This window comes from Pseudomonas ogarae (genome assembly GCF_014268695.2).
Lineage (GTDB): Bacteria > Pseudomonadota > Gammaproteobacteria > Pseudomonadales > Pseudomonadaceae > Aquipseudomonas > Aquipseudomonas kilonensis.
The window spans coordinates 232,777-250,377 of the sequence record NZ_CP077086.1; the positions used below are offsets into that span (position 1 = coordinate 232,777).

At 59.7% G+C, this 17,601-nt stretch carries 17 protein-coding genes and 1 pseudogene; 7 read left to right on the plus strand and 11 right to left on the minus strand.

The window, feature by feature from the left end; translation table 11 throughout:
- Nucleotides 1-22: 22 nt before the first annotated feature.
- The 4 genes from HU749_RS00955 to HU749_RS00970 all read left to right on the plus strand — a co-directional run bounded on the left by HU749_RS00955 (nt 23) and on the right by HU749_RS00970 (nt 3,600).
- Nucleotides 23-910 carry a lysophospholipid acyltransferase gene (locus tag HU749_RS00955; RefSeq protein WP_079302094.1) on the plus strand — a complete coding sequence of 296 codons (888 nt, stop codon included), beginning with the start codon at nt 23-25 and terminating at the stop codon, nt 908-910.
- 281 nt (nt 911-1,191) lie between these two features.
- Nucleotides 1,192-2,241: an NAD(P)/FAD-dependent oxidoreductase gene (locus tag HU749_RS00960; protein WP_079302093.1), complete on the plus strand. Its 1,050-nt coding sequence runs from the start codon at nt 1,192-1,194 to the stop codon at nt 2,239-2,241.
- A 51-nt stretch (nt 2,242-2,292) separates the two neighbouring features.
- Nucleotides 2,293-2,646, plus strand: a complete 354-nt coding sequence (locus HU749_RS00965) for a VOC family protein (protein WP_079302092.1) — start codon at nt 2,293-2,295, stop codon at nt 2,644-2,646.
- 165 nt (nt 2,647-2,811) lie between these two features.
- On the plus strand, nt 2,812-3,600 hold the full coding sequence (locus HU749_RS00970; protein ID WP_046063390.1) for an SDR family NAD(P)-dependent oxidoreductase: 789 nt from the start codon (nt 2,812-2,814) through the stop codon (nt 3,598-3,600).
- A gap of 122 nt (nt 3,601-3,722) precedes the next feature.
- Here the strand turns inward: HU749_RS00970 and HU749_RS00975 are convergent.
- From HU749_RS00975 to HU749_RS00990, 4 genes and pseudogenes are all read right to left on the minus strand, one after another.
- Nucleotides 3,723-3,968 (minus strand): annotated as a pseudogene (locus tag HU749_RS00975) (hypothetical protein); the annotation flags it as partial.
- A 33-nt stretch (nt 3,969-4,001) separates the two neighbouring features.
- On the minus strand, nt 4,002-4,421 hold the full coding sequence (locus tag HU749_RS00980) for an organic hydroperoxide resistance protein (RefSeq protein WP_003196182.1): 420 nt from the start codon (nt 4,419-4,421) through the stop codon (nt 4,002-4,004).
- A gap of 420 nt (nt 4,422-4,841) precedes the next feature.
- Entirely contained in the window at nt 4,842-5,966 is a 1,125-nt protein-coding gene (locus tag HU749_RS00985; RefSeq protein WP_079302090.1) for a GGDEF domain-containing protein, read from the minus strand.
- Between the two features lie 252 nt (nt 5,967-6,218).
- Nucleotides 6,219-6,593, minus strand: coding sequence for a lysozyme inhibitor LprI family protein (locus HU749_RS00990; RefSeq protein WP_079302089.1), 375 nt, complete (start codon nt 6,591-6,593; stop codon nt 6,219-6,221).
- A 1,456-nt stretch (nt 6,594-8,049) separates the two neighbouring features.
- On the opposite strand from HU749_RS00990, the gene HU749_RS00995 reads away from it, so the two are divergent.
- Entirely contained in the window at nt 8,050-8,409 is a 360-nt protein-coding gene (locus HU749_RS00995; protein WP_079301413.1) for a DUF6124 family protein, read from the plus strand.
- Nucleotides 8,410-8,702: 293 nt separating this feature from the next.
- Here HU749_RS00995 and HU749_RS01000 read toward each other — a convergent pair whose 3' ends face one another.
- The 3 genes from HU749_RS01000 to HU749_RS01010 form a co-directional block, all read right to left on the minus strand.
- On the minus strand, nt 8,703-9,476 hold the full coding sequence (locus HU749_RS01000) for a MetQ/NlpA family ABC transporter substrate-binding protein (RefSeq protein WP_003196203.1): 774 nt from the start codon (nt 9,474-9,476) through the stop codon (nt 8,703-8,705).
- 79 nt (nt 9,477-9,555) lie between these two features.
- Entirely contained in the window at nt 9,556-10,230 is a 675-nt protein-coding gene (locus HU749_RS01005; protein WP_003196204.1) for a methionine ABC transporter permease, read from the minus strand.
- Nucleotides 10,230-11,237 (minus strand): methionine ABC transporter ATP-binding protein, encoded by a 1,008-nt coding sequence (locus HU749_RS01010; protein ID WP_014335810.1) that lies wholly within the window; start codon nt 11,235-11,237, stop codon nt 10,230-10,232. The genes HU749_RS01005 and HU749_RS01010 overlap by 1 nt, the downstream gene beginning before the upstream one ends.
- A gap of 260 nt (nt 11,238-11,497) precedes the next feature.
- Between HU749_RS01010 and katE the strand changes: the two genes are divergently transcribed.
- The gene (gene katE, locus HU749_RS01015; RefSeq protein WP_264084033.1) at nt 11,498-13,639 is read left to right on the plus strand and encodes a catalase HPII; all 2,142 of its coding nucleotides are present in this window, start codon (nt 11,498-11,500) and stop codon (nt 13,637-13,639) included.
- Between the two features lie 106 nt (nt 13,640-13,745).
- Here the strand turns inward: katE and HU749_RS01020 are convergent, their stop codons facing one another.
- The 4 genes from HU749_RS01020 to zur are packed head-to-tail and all read right to left on the minus strand — an operon-like array spanning nt 13,746 to nt 16,542.
- Complete coding sequence (locus tag HU749_RS01020) at nt 13,746-14,459, minus strand: PA5502 family lipoprotein (RefSeq protein ID WP_046063401.1); 714 nt, start codon at nt 14,457-14,459, stop codon at nt 13,746-13,748.
- Nucleotides 14,460-14,496: 37 nt separating this feature from the next.
- Entirely contained in the window at nt 14,497-15,285 is a 789-nt protein-coding gene (znuB, locus tag HU749_RS01025) for a zinc ABC transporter permease subunit ZnuB (RefSeq protein ID WP_003196213.1), read from the minus strand.
- The gene (gene znuC / locus HU749_RS01030; protein WP_063323624.1) at nt 15,278-16,060 is read right to left on the minus strand and encodes a zinc ABC transporter ATP-binding protein ZnuC; all 783 of its coding nucleotides are present in this window, start codon (nt 16,058-16,060) and stop codon (nt 15,278-15,280) included. The genes znuB and znuC overlap by 8 nt, the downstream gene beginning before the upstream one ends.
- Nucleotides 16,060-16,542: a zinc uptake transcriptional repressor Zur gene (gene zur, locus HU749_RS01035; RefSeq protein WP_046063403.1), complete on the minus strand. Its 483-nt coding sequence runs from the start codon at nt 16,540-16,542 to the stop codon at nt 16,060-16,062. The genes znuC and zur overlap by 1 nt, the downstream gene beginning before the upstream one ends.
- A 66-nt stretch (nt 16,543-16,608) precedes the next feature.
- On the opposite strand from zur, the gene znuA reads away from it, so the two are divergent.
- A complete protein-coding gene (znuA, locus tag HU749_RS01040; protein ID WP_079301411.1) occupies nt 16,609-17,538 on the plus strand; it encodes a zinc ABC transporter substrate-binding protein ZnuA in 930 nt (309 codons plus the stop codon).
- The last annotated feature ends 63 nt before the right edge of the window (nt 17,539-17,601 follow it).

The window sequence follows — 17,601 nt, forward strand, 5'->3', positions numbered from 1 at the left end:
CCCATACATTCAGGAGTGACCTGTGGATAAGTTGAAAGGCGCCTTGCTGGTTGGCGCTCTGCGGTTGTTTGCGCTGCTGCCCTGGGGCGCGGTGCAGGCGGTGGGCTCGGCCATTGGCTGGCTCATGTGGAAATTTCCCAACCGTTCCCGCGACGTGGTGCGGATCAACCTCGCCAAATGTTTTCCCGAGATGGACCCGGCCGAGCGCGAACGCCTGGTGGGCCAGAGCCTCAAGGACATCGGCAAATCCCTGACCGAAAGCGCCTGCGCCTGGATCTGGCCGGCCCAACGTTCCATCGAGCTGGTGCGCGAAGTCGAAGGCCTGGAGGTGCTGAAAGAAGCACTGGCCTCCGGCAAAGGCGTCGTCGGCATCACCAGCCACCTGGGCAACTGGGAAGTGCTCAACCACTTCTATTGCAGCCAGTGCAAACCGATCATTTTCTACCGTCCGCCCAAGCTCAAGGCGGTGGATGAATTGCTGCAAAAGCAACGCGTGCAGTTGGGCAACAAGGTCGCGGCGTCGACCAAGGAAGGCATCCTCAGCGTCATCAAGGAAGTGCGCAAGGGCGGCCAGGTGGGCATCCCCGCCGACCCGGAGCCGTCTGAATCCGCTGGCATCTTCGTGCCCTTCTTCGCCACCCAGGCCCTGACCAGCAAGTTCGTACCGAACATGCTCGCCGGCGGCAAAGCGGTCGGCGTCTTCCTCCACGCCCTGCGCCTGCCGGACGGCTCCGGCTACAAAGTCATCCTCGAAGCCGCCCCGGAGGCCATGTACAGCACCGACACCGAAACGGCCTGCGCCGCCATGAGCCAAGTGGTGGAGCGCTACGTGCGGGCCTACCCGAGCCAGTACATGTGGAGCATGAAACGCTTCAAGAAACGCCCGCCGGGTGAGGCGCGGTGGTACTGAAGGCCTGTTGCTTGGGTGTGATGAATGCTTGATCTTGAACACCCAAGAACCCCTGTGGGAGCAGAGCAAGCTCAGCTCCCACAGTTTTCGGGTTTGTTCACAGACATCGCATCCATCCCCAATCCCTGTGGGAGCGAGCTTGAACGCGATAGCGCCCTGACAGCCACAGCCGAACTAACTGACCCGATCCTCCAGTGGCGAGGGAGCTTGCTCCCGCTGGGCTGCGCAGCAGCCCCAACCGAGCTAACGTATTCCCCCCAGGCAAACCCAACGGAGACCGAATGGATAACGCTCCCGGCAAACGCGTCATCGTCATCGGTGCCGGCATCGTAGGCGCATCCCTGGCCTACCATCTTGCGACCAAAGGCGCGAATGTCACGGTGGTCGAGGCCGAAGGCATCGCGTCAGGCGTGACCGGCAGCTCATTCGCCTGGATCAACACCTCCCATGGCGAACCCGACCCCATTGCGCCATTGCGCGGTGCTGCCATCCAGGAATACCGCCGACTCGAAACACAGCTGCCCGGCCTGAAGATCCAATGGACTGGTGCCCTCTCTTACGGCCCGAGTTCAACAGCGTCGGCAAGCCGGATATCCCAATCACAGATCCGTGAACTTGAGCCAAACCTCAAGAATCCTCCTCAACACGCTTCGTATGCGGCGGAAGAAGGAGCGCTGGACGCCGTAGCAGCAACCCATGCGTTGATTGCCGGTGCTCAAGCGAATGGCGTGAAAGTGCTCATTCAAACGCCGGTTCTCGGCTTTAAAACCCAGGGTTCCACCGTGCGGGGCGTTGAAACCGCCGGGGGCGTCATTGAAGCCGATATCGTCGTATTGGCAGCCGGTACAGGCATCACGAAGCTGACCAACCTGCTTGACGTCCGCCTGCCCATAGAAGCCTCCCCGGCAATTTTCATCCGCTACAACTCGCCACCCAACCTGGTGCGCACCCTCATCTCCAGCCCTGAAATGGAAGTGAGGCAAACCCCGGAGGGTGCGTTGCTGGCGGCCGAAGACTACCTGGACGACGCCTTGGAAAACCAACCATCGGAGATCGCGCAGCGCACCGCCAACGCCATCAAAAGCGAACTCCACGGCGTTGTCTCCCTGGATCTGCAATCGGCTCGTGTCGGATACAGACCCATGCCTGCCGATGACCTCCCCATCATTGGTTATCTTCCGCAGGTTGGTGGCGTATACGTGTGCGTCATGCACCCCGGCGTAACCCTGGCGGCGATTGTGGGTCGTCTTGCCAGTGAGGAAATCCTCGGCGACAAGGCTTGCTCTGCCTTCAACCCCTGCCGTCCGGATCGATTTTTCCAAGCTCGGTGAGGGGTAAATGGCCTAAGCTCGCTTACTCCCAAATCAGCCAAGGAAGCGTCAATGGGCATTCAAGGTAAAGACCGTCAGATCGATAACATCGAGTTCAATGTCAGCGACATCGACCGCAGCAAAGCCTTCTATGCGAGCGTATTTGGCTGGAGTTTCGTCGACTACGGCCCGACCTATACCGAATTTAGCGACGGTCGCCTGACCGGTGGCTTCACGACCGGCGAACCGGTGCGCCCGGGCGGCCCGTTGATCATCCTGTACGCGGATGACCTTGAAGGCACCCAACTCAGGCTCGAAGCCGCCGGGGCGACCATCAGCCGTGAAGTGTTCGCGTTCCCGGGTGGAAGGCGTTTCCACTTCATCGACCCGGATGGCTATGAGCTGGCGGTGTGGTCGGCTTCCTGATGGTTGATTGATCACGAGGAGGCGCAAAGCCTCAATCGTGTCCATGATTAAGGGCCTGCGATATCGGCGACGTTGGGATGGCAAAGCCATCCCTAGATCCGTCGGATTACCGTCCAGTCAGAAATATCGCACTTCCTCTGGCTCATTAATCAAGGAGTCCCCCTCATGAACATCGACTTCACCGGACGCCACGTCTTAGTCACCGGCTCCACCAGCGGTATCGGTTTTGCAACCGCCAAAGGCTTCCTGGAAGCCGGCGCCCACGTGGTTATCAACGGTCGCAGCGGGAGCAGCGTGGAGGACGCGTTGCAGCGCTTGGGCGCCCTCGCTTCAAGGGCCGATGGCTTTGTTGGCGATCTGAGCAACGCGCCGGGCTGCCAGGCACTGATCGCCAAATACCCACGCTTCGATATCGTCATCAACAACCTGGGCATTTTCAAACTGGAAGACTTTTTCGAGACGCCGGACAGCGAATGGCAGCGCTTCTTCGAAACCAATGTGATGTCCGGCGTGCGTGTTTCCAGGGCCTACGCGCCGGGCATGGTCGAGCGCGGTTGGGGGCGGATTGTGTTTGTCTCGTCGGAATCGGGTGTGAACATTCCCGCCGACATGATCCACTACGGCTTCACCAAAACCGCCCAACTCTCGATCGCTCGCGGCCTGGCCAAGCGCCTCGCCGGCACCGGCGTGACGGTGAACTCGGTGCTGCCTGGGCCGACGCTTTCCGAAGGCGTTGCCCAGATGCTCCAGGCAGACGTCGAGCGCACCGGGGACAGCCTGGAAAAGGTCGCGGCAGATTTCGTCAACCAGCACCGCAGCACCTCGATCATCCAGCGCGCGGCACGCGTCGAGGAAGTCGCCAACATGATCATCTACGCCAGCTCGGAACAGGCCTCGGCCACCACCGGAGCGGCGCTTCGTGTTGATGGTGGGGTGGTGGATAGCATCGTTTAGGATCCTGGGACACGTTGCAAAAAAACGCCGCTTCCTCATGAGAGATAAGCGGCGTTTTTTCTTTTGGAAGCAACATGGGTTGATTCGACCGGTTTTCGGAGCGGTGAAGGGATTGTTCAGCCCACTCTGTTTTCCATCAGGCGATCCGAGCCGCCTTCAGCTACGCGGTTTTCGATGAGTCGATCGGAGCCGCCTTCGGCCACGCGGTTTTCGATGAGTCGATCGGAGCCGCCTTCAGCCACACGGCTTTCGATCAGGCGATCCGAACCACCCTCGGCGAACGTAGGTTGAACAGAAGAAGTCGCGAACGCATTGCCGAGGGACAGTGCCAGAAGCGAGCCAATGAGAGTTTTGTTGAGCGTTTTCATGTCCTGATCCTTTTTATTCGTAGATGAAGTGAGTTAGACGGTGACGTGCAAACGGACATCGACGTTGCCGCGTGTCGCGTTGGAGTACGGGCAAACCTGGTGAGCGGCGTCGACCAGCGCTTGAGCATCGGCTTGATCCAGACCTGGCAGGTTGATGTGCAGGTCGATGTCCAGACCGAAACCGCCAGGGATCTGGCCGATACCGACATGTGCCGTGATCGAGGCGTCAGCAGGAATGCTGCGTTTGCTTTGGCTGGCGACAAACTTCAATGCGCCAATGAAGCAGGCGGAGTAGCCGGCAGCGAACAACTGCTCAGGGTTGGTGGCTTCACCACCGGCACCGCCCAAGGCTTTTGGAGTGGCCAGTTTCACGTCGAGAATCTTGTCGCTGGAAACAGCACGGCCATCACGGCCACCGGTGGAGGTTGCGACTGCGGTGTAGAGAACGTTCATGGTGTTTCCTCTATTGCTGATTGGTCTGATCAAAGTCCTTTGGCTTGCGCTAAATGTTTGCGCGCTAACCAGTTGCGATAAAATTAACGGATGAATAATTAGCGCGCAAGACAAATTTTGAGAAATTTACCAATTCATAATTAACTAATTGATATAAAAGGAAATTTATTTTTAGCCTCTGCACTGTCGCCAGCCCGGGTGAGCTGCGAGGTGAGCCAAGGGGAAGGAGGTGCTAGGGGGGATCAGCAGGACCAGCGCAATTGCAGGCCTTCAAAGAGAGGGAAATTCATAAGCAGAATGATAGGTTTCGATCGTCCCCACGCAGAGCGTGGGCACGATCAAACGCGGGATCAGGGAAAAGTACAAAAAAACCGCCGAATTGGCGGTTTTTTGGTTTCGCGCTGGGCAAAGCCAACCCGGCTAAGCAACAGCCACTCGATTACGCCCCAACGCCTTCGCCCGATACAGGGCTTTATCCGCATCGTTCATCAAGCTGTGAAGATCCTTATTGCAGGCTTCTGTCGACGCGACGCCGAGGCTGGCTGATATATGGTGAACAGGCTCGATCATCAAACCCGCGATCGTATCGATGAGCCGTTCTGCAATCTGGGTGGCAACCTCAATGGAAGTGTCCGGGAGCAGAATGGCGAACTCTTCGCCCCCGAGCCGACCGTGGATATCGGTTGCCCGAAACGACGAACTGATGACCGTCCCCATCTGGCGCAAAACCTGATCGCCGACCTGATGGCCGTAGGTGTCGTTGATGTGCTTGAAGTGATCCATGTCCAACATGACCGCGCACAACCCTTGCCGCTTGGCCTTGCATTCGTTGTAAAGCTGCTGGGCATGCTCGAAAAATGCCCGTCGACTCTTCAGGCCGGTCAGTTCATCGGTTTGTGCGGCGCGGGTGGAAATACTGTTGGCCTGTTCCATTTCACGGGTGAGTCGAAAGGCGATTTCCAGTGCCTGGGACATTTTGTGCGTGGCGCGGGCCGCAAATGCCGTGAATACCAGAATCGAAAGGGCCATGCCGACTTGAATCGGGGACGGCTGAAACAGCAGCCAGATCGTGCACGGCAACAACACCACGCCAATGGAGACCAGTGTCATGTCGCGGTAAGCTGAGTAGCAGGACACCGCGCTGACCGACATGCCGACCGTAAAGAGCATGACCAACGCCTGCGATAAAAGATCGTCCGCCGGCATGATCACAAACGCGCCGCCGCCCCAGATGCTGGCGGATAACACCAGCGTGACCCAGTATTTGCGCTCCCAACGTTCAGGCGTTCGCTGATTTTCGTCGCTGCGGAAATAGGCAACAAACATCGCGATACGCAACAGCGTCGATGCGGTCAGGATGCCCAGCCACCAAAGAATGACACCGTGCTCAAACCGACCCCAGCACAGCCAGCTCAGCATGATGGCAGCCAGGTAACTACCAAAAACCGCAGAAACGGATTGGCGAAACAGTTGCTGCAATCGGTCAGTTCGCACTTGCTCGGCTATTACAAAATCCTGGCCATTGCGCAATCTTGGGCCATACATTTGAACCACCTGGTTATGACGCAACAAAAAAACGATTGTGGCACCCTGCCATTACCGTAAACAACTGAATTACTGTGACGAGGGGATTTATTCCCAAACGCGATGCAGGAACACAAACCCTCCGTGGCGAGGGAGCTTGCTCCCGCTGGGCTGCGAAGCGTCGAGCCGCGGTAGCGGGTGAACCCGCCAAAGAAAAACCCGACGCTTTACGTCGGGTTTTTCAGCGAGAGCAAGCCCGACGTCGTTTACGGGTTACTCGACTTGCGACAGCTTGGCGTCGTCGCAACCGGCAGCACGGCACTCGCGCTCGACAGCTTTGAGTATGACGATACGCGCCTCGGTCTTCTCGTTGGCACAGTCCAGGTAGAGCAGGCCATCGTTGGAACAGGCGCTGTCACGATTTTTGATCCACTGGATTTGAGCGGCTTTCACTTTTTTCTTTTGCTCCGGGTTCAGCGCACTCATCGTCTTCTTGTATTGATCATTGATGTCCTGATCCGACTGAACCATTTTCAGCGACGCGCAATAGGTTCTGTCATAGGCGTTTCTAGGGTTATCGCAACTCATCGCAGATGCCGATGCGGATGCCATTGCCAACAATGTCCCAACCAACAAAGACTTGATCACTTACTTCTCTCCCTGAATACCCTCTATTGATTAGAGGTCGTGGCGGGGAATTTATCATGGGGGTTGTAGAACAATGAAGCAGATCCTAGGGTTCATTCGGCCCGAACAAGGGGCAAATGCTGATAGGGGTTCGGGAGCAAGTGATCGCTGAAAAAGGCTGGGTCGTTCCCGCCGCCCTCGCCGAATCCCCAAGCCGGTCAAACGTGGCGAGGGAGCCCCCCCGGTCTTCGACGCTGCGCTGTCGCGCAGCAAACAATTATTCGGCCTAAGATAGGAGGTGCGCGCAGGACAGAGGCCGCAGTTATCACTGGCGTGTTCGCACCCGAGAGGGAGAGCGGCCCACACGGTATCGGCGTGGAGTCGTTGTTGGCATAGCATGCTGTGACCACGTATAGGAGAGTGAACCCTTTCGCCACTGTGTAGCCTGCGCCTTGGAATCTATTTAGAAGATCAGATACCTGAGTTTTTGAATAGGAGCTTGCGCACGAAGTCAGTCTGACAGCTGGCCAGGATTATGGCCGAGTACATATCCATCGCTGCGGTAACGGCCACTTAGGGTTCCGCCCTGACGGCGGGTCACTTTTGGAAGAGCGCCAAAAGTAACCAAAAGCGCTTTGCCCCACCACTTGGTGCCTCGCTTAGGCTCGGCATGCCCTCACTCCGGCATTGCTCCGTGGGCCGCCGCGAAGGGCCATCCATGGCCCAGCGCGGCTACCTCGGCATCCATGCCGAGGTGCCCACTGCGCAATGCCTGCGTTCGGCCATCGTGGTTAACGGGGCGCCGAGATCAACGTCCACGCCGAGGCGGCCTAGTAGCCGACCTGGCTCTTCCGGTCGTACTTCGGTCCAATTGTGGGAGCGAGCCTGCTCGCGAAGGCGGTCTGATAGTTGGCCATAGATTCTGGGCAACCACATTTTCAGTGGAAATTGAACATTCTCGCTACCGTGCAGCCTTGACCTGGAATTTGTTATAGAAAATCAAGTGCTTGCGTTTTGTTTGATAGGAGCTTGCTCCCGCTGGGCTGCAAAGCAGCCCCATCGCATCATCTGCATTACAGCGCCTCCCGCCGAGTAAAAACAGGCCCTTTAGCTCCGAATTCCTAGGCAATACAAAGCTCTGTTTATTCCCTCTCCGCCAGGCTTCTACCAAGCTACGAATCCTTGCGCCTTTGCCTACAACTACGCCAGAATCCGCCCGCTTGTGCGCCTTGCCCCCGGGCTCTATCGTTCTCCTGCCACTGCTCATCAGTGGTCGGGTTTAGTAGCCCGAGGTATTTAGTAAGGTGCAAAGCTCTATCAGTCAGGTATCTCCATGCCTGTATTTGATGGCGGCTGTGCGCAGGGCGCCCTCGGGCGCGCCGGCTTTGCTGAGTCCCCGGTCTACTAACCTGCGTACAGCTGCCACCCCTTGTTTAGTAGCTAGAGGGTTGCGGCTTCACCTATAGGACTTAAGCACATGATTAAACCTACACCGAATCCGCCAGAGGCGGACCAAGCTTCCCCGCGAACCAAATCCAAAGCCAAAAAGCACGACGAAGCCACCAATCGCGCCTTGGATTACTACCTGCTACCAAAACCGGAAAAGTCCGAAGATACGTCCCAACCGGGCCAGCTCTTCACCGTCGCAAAAAACGCCGACAACGAATCCCTCCTCGCCAACCTCAGCGAAACCCTGGCGGCAGCCGACGCGATGGTCAGCAACCTGGCCTTCGACCTGGAAGGTCCTCGCCGTCACATCCTCCTCGGCATCCAGCAGTTGATTGAATTGAGTTCATTGCTGGCGAATCGGGTGTTGGATAACGTCGATCCGCGATAGCAGATAAACATCCTTCCCAAAAGCGAACCCGACATCTTGTGTCGGGTTCGCTTTATTAACGCTATAGAAACACGAAAGCCCGCAGAGATTTCTCTCAAGCGGGCCTCGGAAGGTAGGCACGAGAGTCACCCCTCATGCGTTGGGATAAGTATTGTTGCGGGACAATCACTAGGTCAATCAAATTTGATGAATGCCCGTGATCTGCGGGCCTTTGCGCGACGCGCACATTTCCGAGCATAAAAAAAACGGGCCTGCATTCCCACGCAGCCCCGTTTTTTTACCACCTGATCAGATCAAAACGCCGGCAAAACCGCGCCTTTGTACTTCTCAAGAATAAACGCCTTCACCTCCGGCGTATGCAGCGCCGCAACCAGCTTCTTCATTGCCTCACTGTCCTTATCATCCTCACGAGCCACCAAGATGTTCACATAAGGCGAGTCGTTACCTTCGATAACCAGCGCATCCTTGGAAGGATCAAGCTTGGCTTCCAACGCATAGTTGGTATTGATCAACGCCAGGTCCACCTGGGTCAGCACCCGCGGAATGGTCGCCGCTTCCAGCTCACGGAATTTCAGATCCTTTGGATTCTCGGTGATGTCCTTGGTCGTCGACAGGATGTTGTTCGAGTCCTTCAACTTGATCACCCCAGCCTTAGCCAGCAGCAACAGCGCACGGCCGCCGTTGGTGGCGTCGTTCGGGATCACCACGTTGCCACCACCTGGCAATTCGGCGAGTGTCTTGTACTTACTGGAATACGCGCCCAGTGGTTCCAGGTGCACACCGGCCACACTCACCAGGTTCGTGCCCTTGGCCTTGTTGAACTCATCCAGGTACGGCTGGTGCTGGAAGAAGTTGGCGTCCAGGCGCTTTTCGGCGACTTGTACGTTCGGCTGGATGTAGTCGGTGAAGACCTTGACCTTGAGGTCCACGCCTTCTTTGGCCAGGGCCGGTTTGACGAATTCGAGGATTTCCGCGTGCGGGACCGGGGTGGCCGCGACGGTCAGGGTGTCGGCGGCGTGGGCGGAAAACGCTGCGGCGGCAGCGAAGGCAACCAGTAGTTTCTTCATTCAGCTAACTCCTTTTGAGGCGCCTGCTCTCGGCGCCTGCCAGCGAATGGCCGGCTCATGGTTTATTGGCCGCGAGGCCTTATTTTCTAGAAAAATGCACAACCAGTTTGTCGCCCACGGTTTGCAGGACCTGCACCAGCACCAGCAGCAACACCACCGTGACCACCATCACATCGGTCTGGAAACGCTGGTAACCGAACCGGATTGCCAGGTCGCCCAAACCACCGGCGCCGACCACACCGGCCATGGCCGTGTAGGACACTAGCGTAATCGCTGTCACCGTAATCGCTGCAAAAATGCCTGGGCGGGCTTCCGGCAGCAAGGCGTTGACGATGATTTGCCGCGTCGTTGCGCCCATGGCCTGGGTCGCTTCGATGATGCCGCGGTCGACTTCGCGCAGGGCGGTTTCCACCAGGCGGGCGAAGAACGGTGTGGCGCCGACCACCAGCGGTGGGATCGCGCCGGCCACGCCCAGGGAGGTGCCGGTGATCAATACCGTGAACGGGATCATCACGATCAACAGGATGATGAACGGCAACGAACGCAGGATGTTCACGATCAGCGACAGCAGCGCATAAACGCCACGGGCTTCGAGCAGCTGGCGCGGGCTGCACAGGAACAGCAGCACGCCCAGCGGCAGGCCGAGCAGGACGGTGAACAGCAGCGAACCGAACAGCATCAGGAAGGTGTCGCCCGTCGCCAGCCAGATTTCCAGCCAGTCGATGTTGGAGAAGAACGAACTCAACAGTTCCATTAGCGCAGCACCTCCATGTGGACATCGGCCGCGGTGAAGCGGGCAAACGCCGCCTCCATGTCACCGCCGGTGATGGCGAGGGTCAGTTGCCCGTAGGGGGTGTCTTTGATGCGGTCGATACGACCGGCCAGGATGCTGTAGTCCACGCCGGTTTCCCGGGCGATGGTGCCGAGCAATGGCGCGTAGGTCGCTTCGCCCTGGAACGTCAGGCGCACGATGCGCCCTGGGACGTGAGCGAAATCGTCGCGCTGTTCGCTTTCGTCGATCTGCTCGTCTTCCTGGACGAAACGCTTGGTGGTCGGGTGCTTGGGGTGCAGGAACACCTGGGCCACCGGGCCTTGCTCGACGATCACGCCGGCGTCCATCACCGCCACTTGATCGCAAACGCGGCGGATCACGTCCATTTCATGGGTGATCAGCACGATGGTCAGCTTCAGCTCGCGGTTGATCTCCGCCAATAGTTGCAGCACCGAGGCGGTGGTCTGTGGGTCGAGGGCGCTGGTGGCCTCGTCGCACAGCAAAATCTTGGGTTTGGTCGCCAGGGCGCGGGCGATGCCGACGCGCTGCTTCTGGCCGCCGGACAGTTGCGCCGGGTATTTGCGGGCGTGGTCGGACAGGCCCACCCGCGCCAGCAACTCGGCGACGCGCTGGTCGATTTCGCTGCGGGACAACTCGCCCGCCAGCGTCAGTGGCAGCGCCACGTTGTCGGCCACGGTCTTGGACGCCAGCAGGTTGAAGTGCTGGAAGATCATCCCGACTTGCTGGCGGAAGCGGCGCAGGCCGCTGGCGTCCAGGGCGGTGACTTCCTCGCCGTCGACGATGATCTTGCCGCCAGTGGAATCTTCCAGGCGATTGATCAGGCGCAGCAGGGTACTTTTTCCCGCACCGGAATGGCCAATCAGGCCGAAGACCTGACCGTTCTCAATCGTCAGACTGGTCGGATGCAGGGCGGGGATATCCCTACCAGCGACTCGGTAGGTTTTATGGACGTCTTGAAACTCGATCACGTAGCGAACCTTGTGGGGCGCGTTGGAAAAGGATCAGCGGTTAGCCGGGCGCGCATTTTAGCCTGTCCGTATAGAGGTTCTTAGCATTTATTTGCGATCAGACCTGTCATTTGGCAATAACGCGATCAAAGGCCATAAAAAAGGAACACGGCCAAACGGCGTCGGTCACTCATTAAGCCACTTGAAATGCCGGGGTCATGCACCTGCGGCATTGAACTCAGATTCCTGGCCATGGCGAGGAACGCAAAGAGGAGTCATGCCTGATGAGTACCAAAAAGCCCACGGTCAACAAGAGCCAACTGGCCGGGACCGACACGCTGGATCGCGGCAACACCAACGCCAAGCTCGAGAGCCTGGAACAGTTTCGCTCCGACGCCACGGAACAGGCGTTGCGCACCAACCAGGGCGTGAAGATCGCCGATAACCAGAACACCCTGCGCGCCGGCCCCCGCGGCCCTTCGTTGCTGGAAGACTTCATCATGCGTGAAAAAATCACGCACTTTGACCATGAGCGTATCCCGGAGCGCATCGTCCACGCCCGTGGGACCGGCGCCCATGGTTATTTTCAGAGCTATGACGCGCATTCGGCATTGACCAAGGCCGGTTTCCTACAAGATCCGAGCAAGAAAACCCCGGTATTCGTGCGTTTTTCCACTGTGCAAGGCCCACGCGGCTCCGGCGATACCGTGCGGGACGTGCGTGGCTTTGCGGTGAAGTTCTTCACCGACGAAGGCAACTTCGATCTGGTGGGCAACAACATGCCGGTGTTTTTCATTCAGGACGCGGTGAAGTTTCCGGACTTTGTCCACGCGGTAAAACCCGAGCCCCATAACGAAATTCCTACAGGCGGCTCGGCCCACGACACGTTCTGGGATTTCGTCTCGCTGGTGCCGGAGTCGGCCCACATGGTGATCTGGGCGATGTCTGACCGTGCCATTCCAAAAAGCCTACGCATGATGCAGGGTTTTGGTGTGCACACCTTCCGCATGATCAATGCGGAAGGCAAAAGCAGCTTCGTCAAATTCCACTGGCGACCCAAGGCTGGGACCTGTTCATTGGTGTGGGACGAAGCCCAGAAGCTGGCGGGTAAAGATACGGACTACCACCGTCGCGATCTCTGGGAATCGATCGAGATGGGCGACTACCCGGAATGGGAGTTCGGCGTGCAGATTGTCGCCGAGGAAGACGAGCACAAATTCGACTTCGACCTGCTCGACCCGACCAAGATCATCCCTGAAGAGCTGGTGCCCATTACGCCCCTGGGCAAGATGGTGCTGAACCGCAACCCGGACAATTTCTTCGCCGAAGTCGAGCAAGTTGCGTTCTGCCCCGGGCACATCGTGCCGGGCATCGACTTTTCCAATGACCCGTTGCTGCAAGGGCGGCTGTTTTCCTACACCGATACGCAGATCAGCCGACTCGGTGGACCGAATTTTCATGAGCTGCCGATCAACCGGGCGATCACGCCGGTACACAACGGCCAGCGCGATGCGATGCACCGCACCACCATCGACAAGGGGCGTGCTTCCTACGAGCCGAACTCCATCGACGGCGGCTGGCCGAAGGAAACCCCGCCTGGACCGGAAGACGGCGGCTTTGAAAGTTATCCAGAGCGCATCGACGCCTACAAGATCCGCCAACGCAGCGATTCGTTCGGTGATCATTTCTCCCAGGCGCGGTTGTTCTACAAGAGCATGAGTCCTCATGAGCAGGAGCACATCATCGCTGCCTACAGCTTCGAGCTGGGCAAGGTGGAGCGTGAGTTCATCCGGGCGCGGCAGGTCAATGAGATCCTCGCCAATATCGACCTGGAACTGGCCGGGCGAGTGGCGAAAAACCTTGGGCTGCCGGTGCCTACCGCTGGCACCGTCGATGTGCCAACGCCATCGCTGGAGCAGTCTCCGGCCTTGAGCCAGGCGAACCTGCTGTCCGGCGACATCAAGACGCGAAAAGTGGCGGTGTTGGTGGCTAACGGTGTCGATGGCGCGATCATTGATGCGCTCAAGAAGGCCCTGAAGGCCGAGGGCGCCCACGCCAAAGTGCTGGGGCCGACCTCCGCGCCGGTGACCACGGCCGATGGGAAAACGCTGGCGGTGGATGCGTCCATGGAAGGGTTGCCGTCGATTGCCTTTGACGCGGTGTTCGTGCCCGGTGGGGCGGAGTCGATCAAGGCCTTGAGTCGCGACGGCGTGGCCTTGCATTACGTGCTGGAGGCCTACAAGCATCTGAAAGCCATTGGGCTTCATGGTGAGGCCCGGCAGTTGTTGGTGGAGTTGAAGCTGGAGGTGGATGCGGGGTTGATCGAAGATGCGGATGCGAGCGGTTTTTCGCGGTTTTTCGCGGCGATTGCTCAGCATCGGGTTTGGGCGCGGGAGCCGAAGGCTAAGGCGGTTCCAGCCTAGAGAGATTTGTTGTCTGGTAGGGCGCTATCGCGAGCAAGCTCGCTCCCACATGGGGTGTTGTAATCGACACAAAACCCCTGTGGGAGCGAGCTTGCTCGCGATGCTTTTAGGGTTTGCGAGGTGTCAGCACCATCTGCGCCGGCACGCTGCGCAAAATCTGCTTCTGCAGTTTCAAATCGAACCCCGGGTCCAGTTTCTTGACCCGCTTGCTCAGCAACGTCGCCAACCAAGGATAATCATCGGTGCGCGGCGCCTGGATGCTGACGTCACACTGATAATTCACCACGTCGGCGGCGATGGCATCCAGTTGCCGACGCATTTGCTGTATATCGGCGAGGTTGAGCGCAACCGTGGTGCTGGGGGCGCTCGGGTCGATCACTTTGGCGACCGGTTTGGCTTCGGCGGCCTTGAGGTCGGCCTCGGCTTTATCCAGGTCGGCCTTGCGGGCTTCGGCAATGGCGCTGTTGACCTCGCCGGTGAGGGCTGGGGCCTTGGGCATCAAGGCTCGGGCACGGCTCAGGGCGGTGGCAGCGGCGTTGACATCGCCTTTTTGCAGGTCGATCTGGCTGCGGCGCAAATACGCCTCGGCCAGTTGCCGCTGGTAGGGTTCCAGCGAGCGGTCTTCGGGCGACTGGGCTTGCAAGGCGGCCAACTGGTCTTCAGCGGTGGCCAGCTCATTGCTGGCCAGGCTTTGCTCGAGCTGCGCGATGGCCGGGCCCCGCGTATCGGGGGCCTGGGTGACCGGCGGCGTACTCTGGCAGGCGCCCAGCAGCAGGGAAAATGCGACAAGGAGCAGATAACGGGAGGCGAACGGCTTCATTCCTGCGACTCTCTATTTGCGCAAAAAGCGAGCAAGTCTACACCCCTCGACGAGGCAGGACAAAACTCAGCAGAAACAGCGCGGCGGCGCTGACCACGATCGACGGGCCGGCCGGGGTGTCCTTGAACCAGGAAAGTGCCAGGCCGCCACACACCGCGAGCATGCCCAGCAGGCTCGCGCCCAGGGCCATCTGCTCGGGTGAGCGAGCGTGACGCTGTGCCGCAGCCGCCGGGATGATCAGCAATGAAGTGATCAGCAACACCCCGACGATTTTCATCGCCACCGCGATGACCACCGCAATCAGCAGCATCAGCGCCAGGCGCAAACCCAGTACGGGCAGGCCTTCGACCCGGGCCAGTTCCTCGTGCACGGTGACGGCCAGCAACGGACGCCAGAGTGCCACCAGCAACAGCAGCACTGCGGCGCTACCGCCGAGGATCCACGACAGGTCCGTCGGACTGATCGCCAACAGGTCGCCGAACAGATAGGCCATCAGGTCAATCCGCACGTCATGCATGAAGCTTAGTACCACCAGCCCGAGGGACAGGGTGCTCGGCGCCAGAATACCCAGCAGTGTGTCGGACGCCAGCGGTTGGCGGTGTTGCAAGGTCACCAGCACCACCGCCAGCAACAGGCAGCCAACGGTCACCGCCACCGCGGGGCTGACGTCCAGCAGGAACCCCAAGGCCACGCCGAGCAACGCTGCGTGGGACAAGGTGTCGCCGAAATAGGCCATGCGCCGCCAGACCACGAACGAACCCAGGGGGCCGGCTACCAGGGCGAGTGCCAAGCCTGCGAGCAGGGCGTACAACAGAAAATCAGCCATGCTTGCAGCCATCTCCATGAACATGATTGGAAGCAGAAGGGGCGCTGACCACCGAACCATGCAGGTCATGGGCGTGGTCATGGTGATGGTGATAAATCGCCAGGCTTTGTGCGTTTTTTCCGAACAGCTCGACGAAGGCCGGATCGCCGCTGACTTGCTCGGGATGCCCGGAACAGCAGACATGGCGGTTGAGGCAGACCACCTGGTCGGTGGTGCTCATCACCAGGTGCAAATCGTGGGAGACCATCAGCACGCCGCAACCGTGGCGGTCGCGAAGGCGCGTGATCAGGCTGTACAGCTCGGCCTGCCCCGCCACATCGACCCCTTGCACCGGCTCGTCGAGCACCAGCAGCTCAGGCTCACGCAGCAGGGCGCGGGCCAGCAATACGCGCTGCATCTCGCCCCCGGACACGCTTTGCACCGGGCTGTCGATCACCTGTTCGGCGCCGACTTCGTTGAGCGCGGCCAAGGCGCGTGCGCGGTCCACGCCTGGCACCAGGCGCAGGAAGCGCAGCACCGACAGCGGCAGCGTCGGGTCGACGTGGAGTTTTTGCGGCATGTAGCCGACGCGCAACCTGGGCTTGCGCCAGACGCTGCCGCTGTCGGGCTTGAGCAAACCCAGCACAGCGCGCACCAGGGTGGTCTTGCCGGCGCCGTTGGGGCCGATCAAGGTCACGATCTGCCCCGGCTCGACGCTCAGGTGGATGTTGTCCAGCACGCTCTGCCCGGCGAACGTCACGGCCACCTGTTCGAGGCGGATCAACGCATTGCTCATCAGGCCCCCTGGCAGCCGGAGCAGAGACCGACCACTTCGACGGTCTGGCTCTCGACCACGAAGCCGACGTCCTTGGCGCTGGCGATGATGGCATCGCTGATGGACTTCTGTTCCAGCTCGATGGCGGCGTGGCATTCGCGGCAGATCAGGAACTGACCTTGGTGGGCGTGCTCCGGGTGGTTGCAGCCGACAAAGGCGTTCAGCGACGAAATGCGATGCACCAGGCCGTTTTCCAAGAGGAAATCCAGCGCCCGGTAGACCGTCGGCGGCGCGGCGCGGCGGCCGTCCTGCTCGCTGAGCACGGCGAGGATGTCGTAGGCGCCCAGTGGCTTGTGGCTTTGCCAGACCAATTCCAGCACGCGCCGACGCAGGGCGGTCAGGCGCAACCCTTGGCGCGCGCAGATGGCGTCGGCCTCGGACAGCGCGCTGTGCACGCAGTGGGAGTGATCGTGAGGACGACTGGCAAGGGGGGTAATAGGCATGGGCAGCGACGAGTTTAGTGAGAGACGTTATTATGTTACCCGTTCTCGCCTCTACGAGTGGTCATCGTGTCCCGATTTTTTTCGCTCTTTGTCGCTTTTGTCGCAAGTTTTCTACTGATCGCCCCGGCCCAGGCCGACGTCAAGGTGCTCACCAGCATCAAGCCGCTGCAATTGATTGCCGCCGCTGTGCAGGACGGCGTGGCCGTTCCAGAGGTGTTGCTGCCGCCAGGGGCTTCGCCGCATCACTATGCGTTGCGGCCATCGGATGTACGCAAGGTGCAGTCGGTGGACCTGCTTTATTGGATCGGCCCCGATATGGAAGGCTTTCTGCCGCGGGTGCTCAACGGTCGCACGCTGCCCTCCGTCGCTATCCAGGATTTGCCTGGGCTCAAGTTGCGTCACTTCGCCCAGGACAGCGCGTCCCACGAAGATGATGACCATGACGCCGATGAACACGATCACGACCATCGCCCCGGCACCGTGGATGCTCACCTGTGGCTCTCGCCGCTCAATGCGCGAGTGATCGCCGCGAAAATGGCGGCGGACCTGAGCGCGGCGGATCCGGCCAACGCGGCCCGCTATCAAAGCAACCTCAAGGGTTTCAACCAGCGTCTTGATGCCTTGGACACACGCCTCAAGGCACGTCTGGCCGGGGTCGCGGGCAAGCCGTATTTCGTCTTCCACGAGGCGTTCGACTATTTCGAAGACAACTACGGCCTCAAGCACGCCGGGGTGTTCGCCGTGGCCGCCGAAGTCCAGCCCGGTGCCCAGCATGTGGCGGCAATGCGCACGCGCTTGCAGGCGGTGGGCAAGACCTGCGTCTTCAGCGAACCGCCCCTGCGCCCGCGCCTGGCCGAAACCCTAGTGGCCGGATTGCCGGTGAAGCTGGCGGAGCTCGATGCGCTGGGCGGCTATACCCCGGCGACGGCGCAGGGCTATGAGCAGTTGTTGGAGAAGTTGGGGAATGATCTGGCGGGGTGCCTGGAGTCGCTATAGCCTGCCAACGCAGTACCTGTGGCGAGGGAGCTTGCTCCCGCTGGGCTGCGAAGCGGCCCTAAA

What these genes read in the sequence shown, in the direction of transcription:
- HU749_RS00960 (WP_079302093.1), top strand. Translation starts at nt 1,192, where the DNA reads ATGGATAACGCTCCCGGCAAACGCGTCATCGTCATCGGTGCCGGCATC.
- HU749_RS00965 (WP_079302092.1), top strand. Translation starts at nt 2,293, where the DNA reads ATGGGCATTCAAGGTAAAGACCGTCAGATCGATAACATCGAGTTCAAT.
- HU749_RS00970 (WP_046063390.1), top strand. Translation starts at nt 2,812, where the DNA reads ATGAACATCGACTTCACCGGACGCCACGTCTTAGTCACCGGCTCCACC.
- HU749_RS00980 (WP_003196182.1), bottom strand. Translation starts at nt 4,421, where the DNA reads ATGAACGTTCTCTACACCGCAGTCGCAACCTCCACCGGTGGCCGTGAT.
- HU749_RS00985 (WP_079302090.1), bottom strand. Translation starts at nt 5,966, where the DNA reads ATGTATGGCCCAAGATTGCGCAATGGCCAGGATTTTGTAATAGCCGAG.
- HU749_RS00995 (WP_079301413.1), top strand. Translation starts at nt 8,050, where the DNA reads ATGATTAAACCTACACCGAATCCGCCAGAGGCGGACCAAGCTTCCCCG.
- HU749_RS01000 (WP_003196203.1), bottom strand. Translation starts at nt 9,476, where the DNA reads ATGAAGAAACTACTGGTTGCCTTCGCTGCCGCCGCAGCGTTTTCCGCC.
- HU749_RS01005 (WP_003196204.1), bottom strand. Translation starts at nt 10,230, where the DNA reads ATGGAACTGTTGAGTTCGTTCTTCTCCAACATCGACTGGCTGGAAATC.
- HU749_RS01020 (WP_046063401.1), bottom strand. Translation starts at nt 14,459, where the DNA reads ATGAAGCCGTTCGCCTCCCGTTATCTGCTCCTTGTCGCATTTTCCCTG.
- znuB (WP_003196213.1), bottom strand. Translation starts at nt 15,285, where the DNA reads ATGGCTGATTTTCTGTTGTACGCCCTGCTCGCAGGCTTGGCACTCGCC.
- znuC (WP_063323624.1), bottom strand. Translation starts at nt 16,060, where the DNA reads ATGAGCAATGCGTTGATCCGCCTCGAACAGGTGGCCGTGACGTTCGCC.
- zur (WP_046063403.1), bottom strand. Translation starts at nt 16,542, where the DNA reads ATGCCTATTACCCCCCTTGCCAGTCGTCCTCACGATCACTCCCACTGC.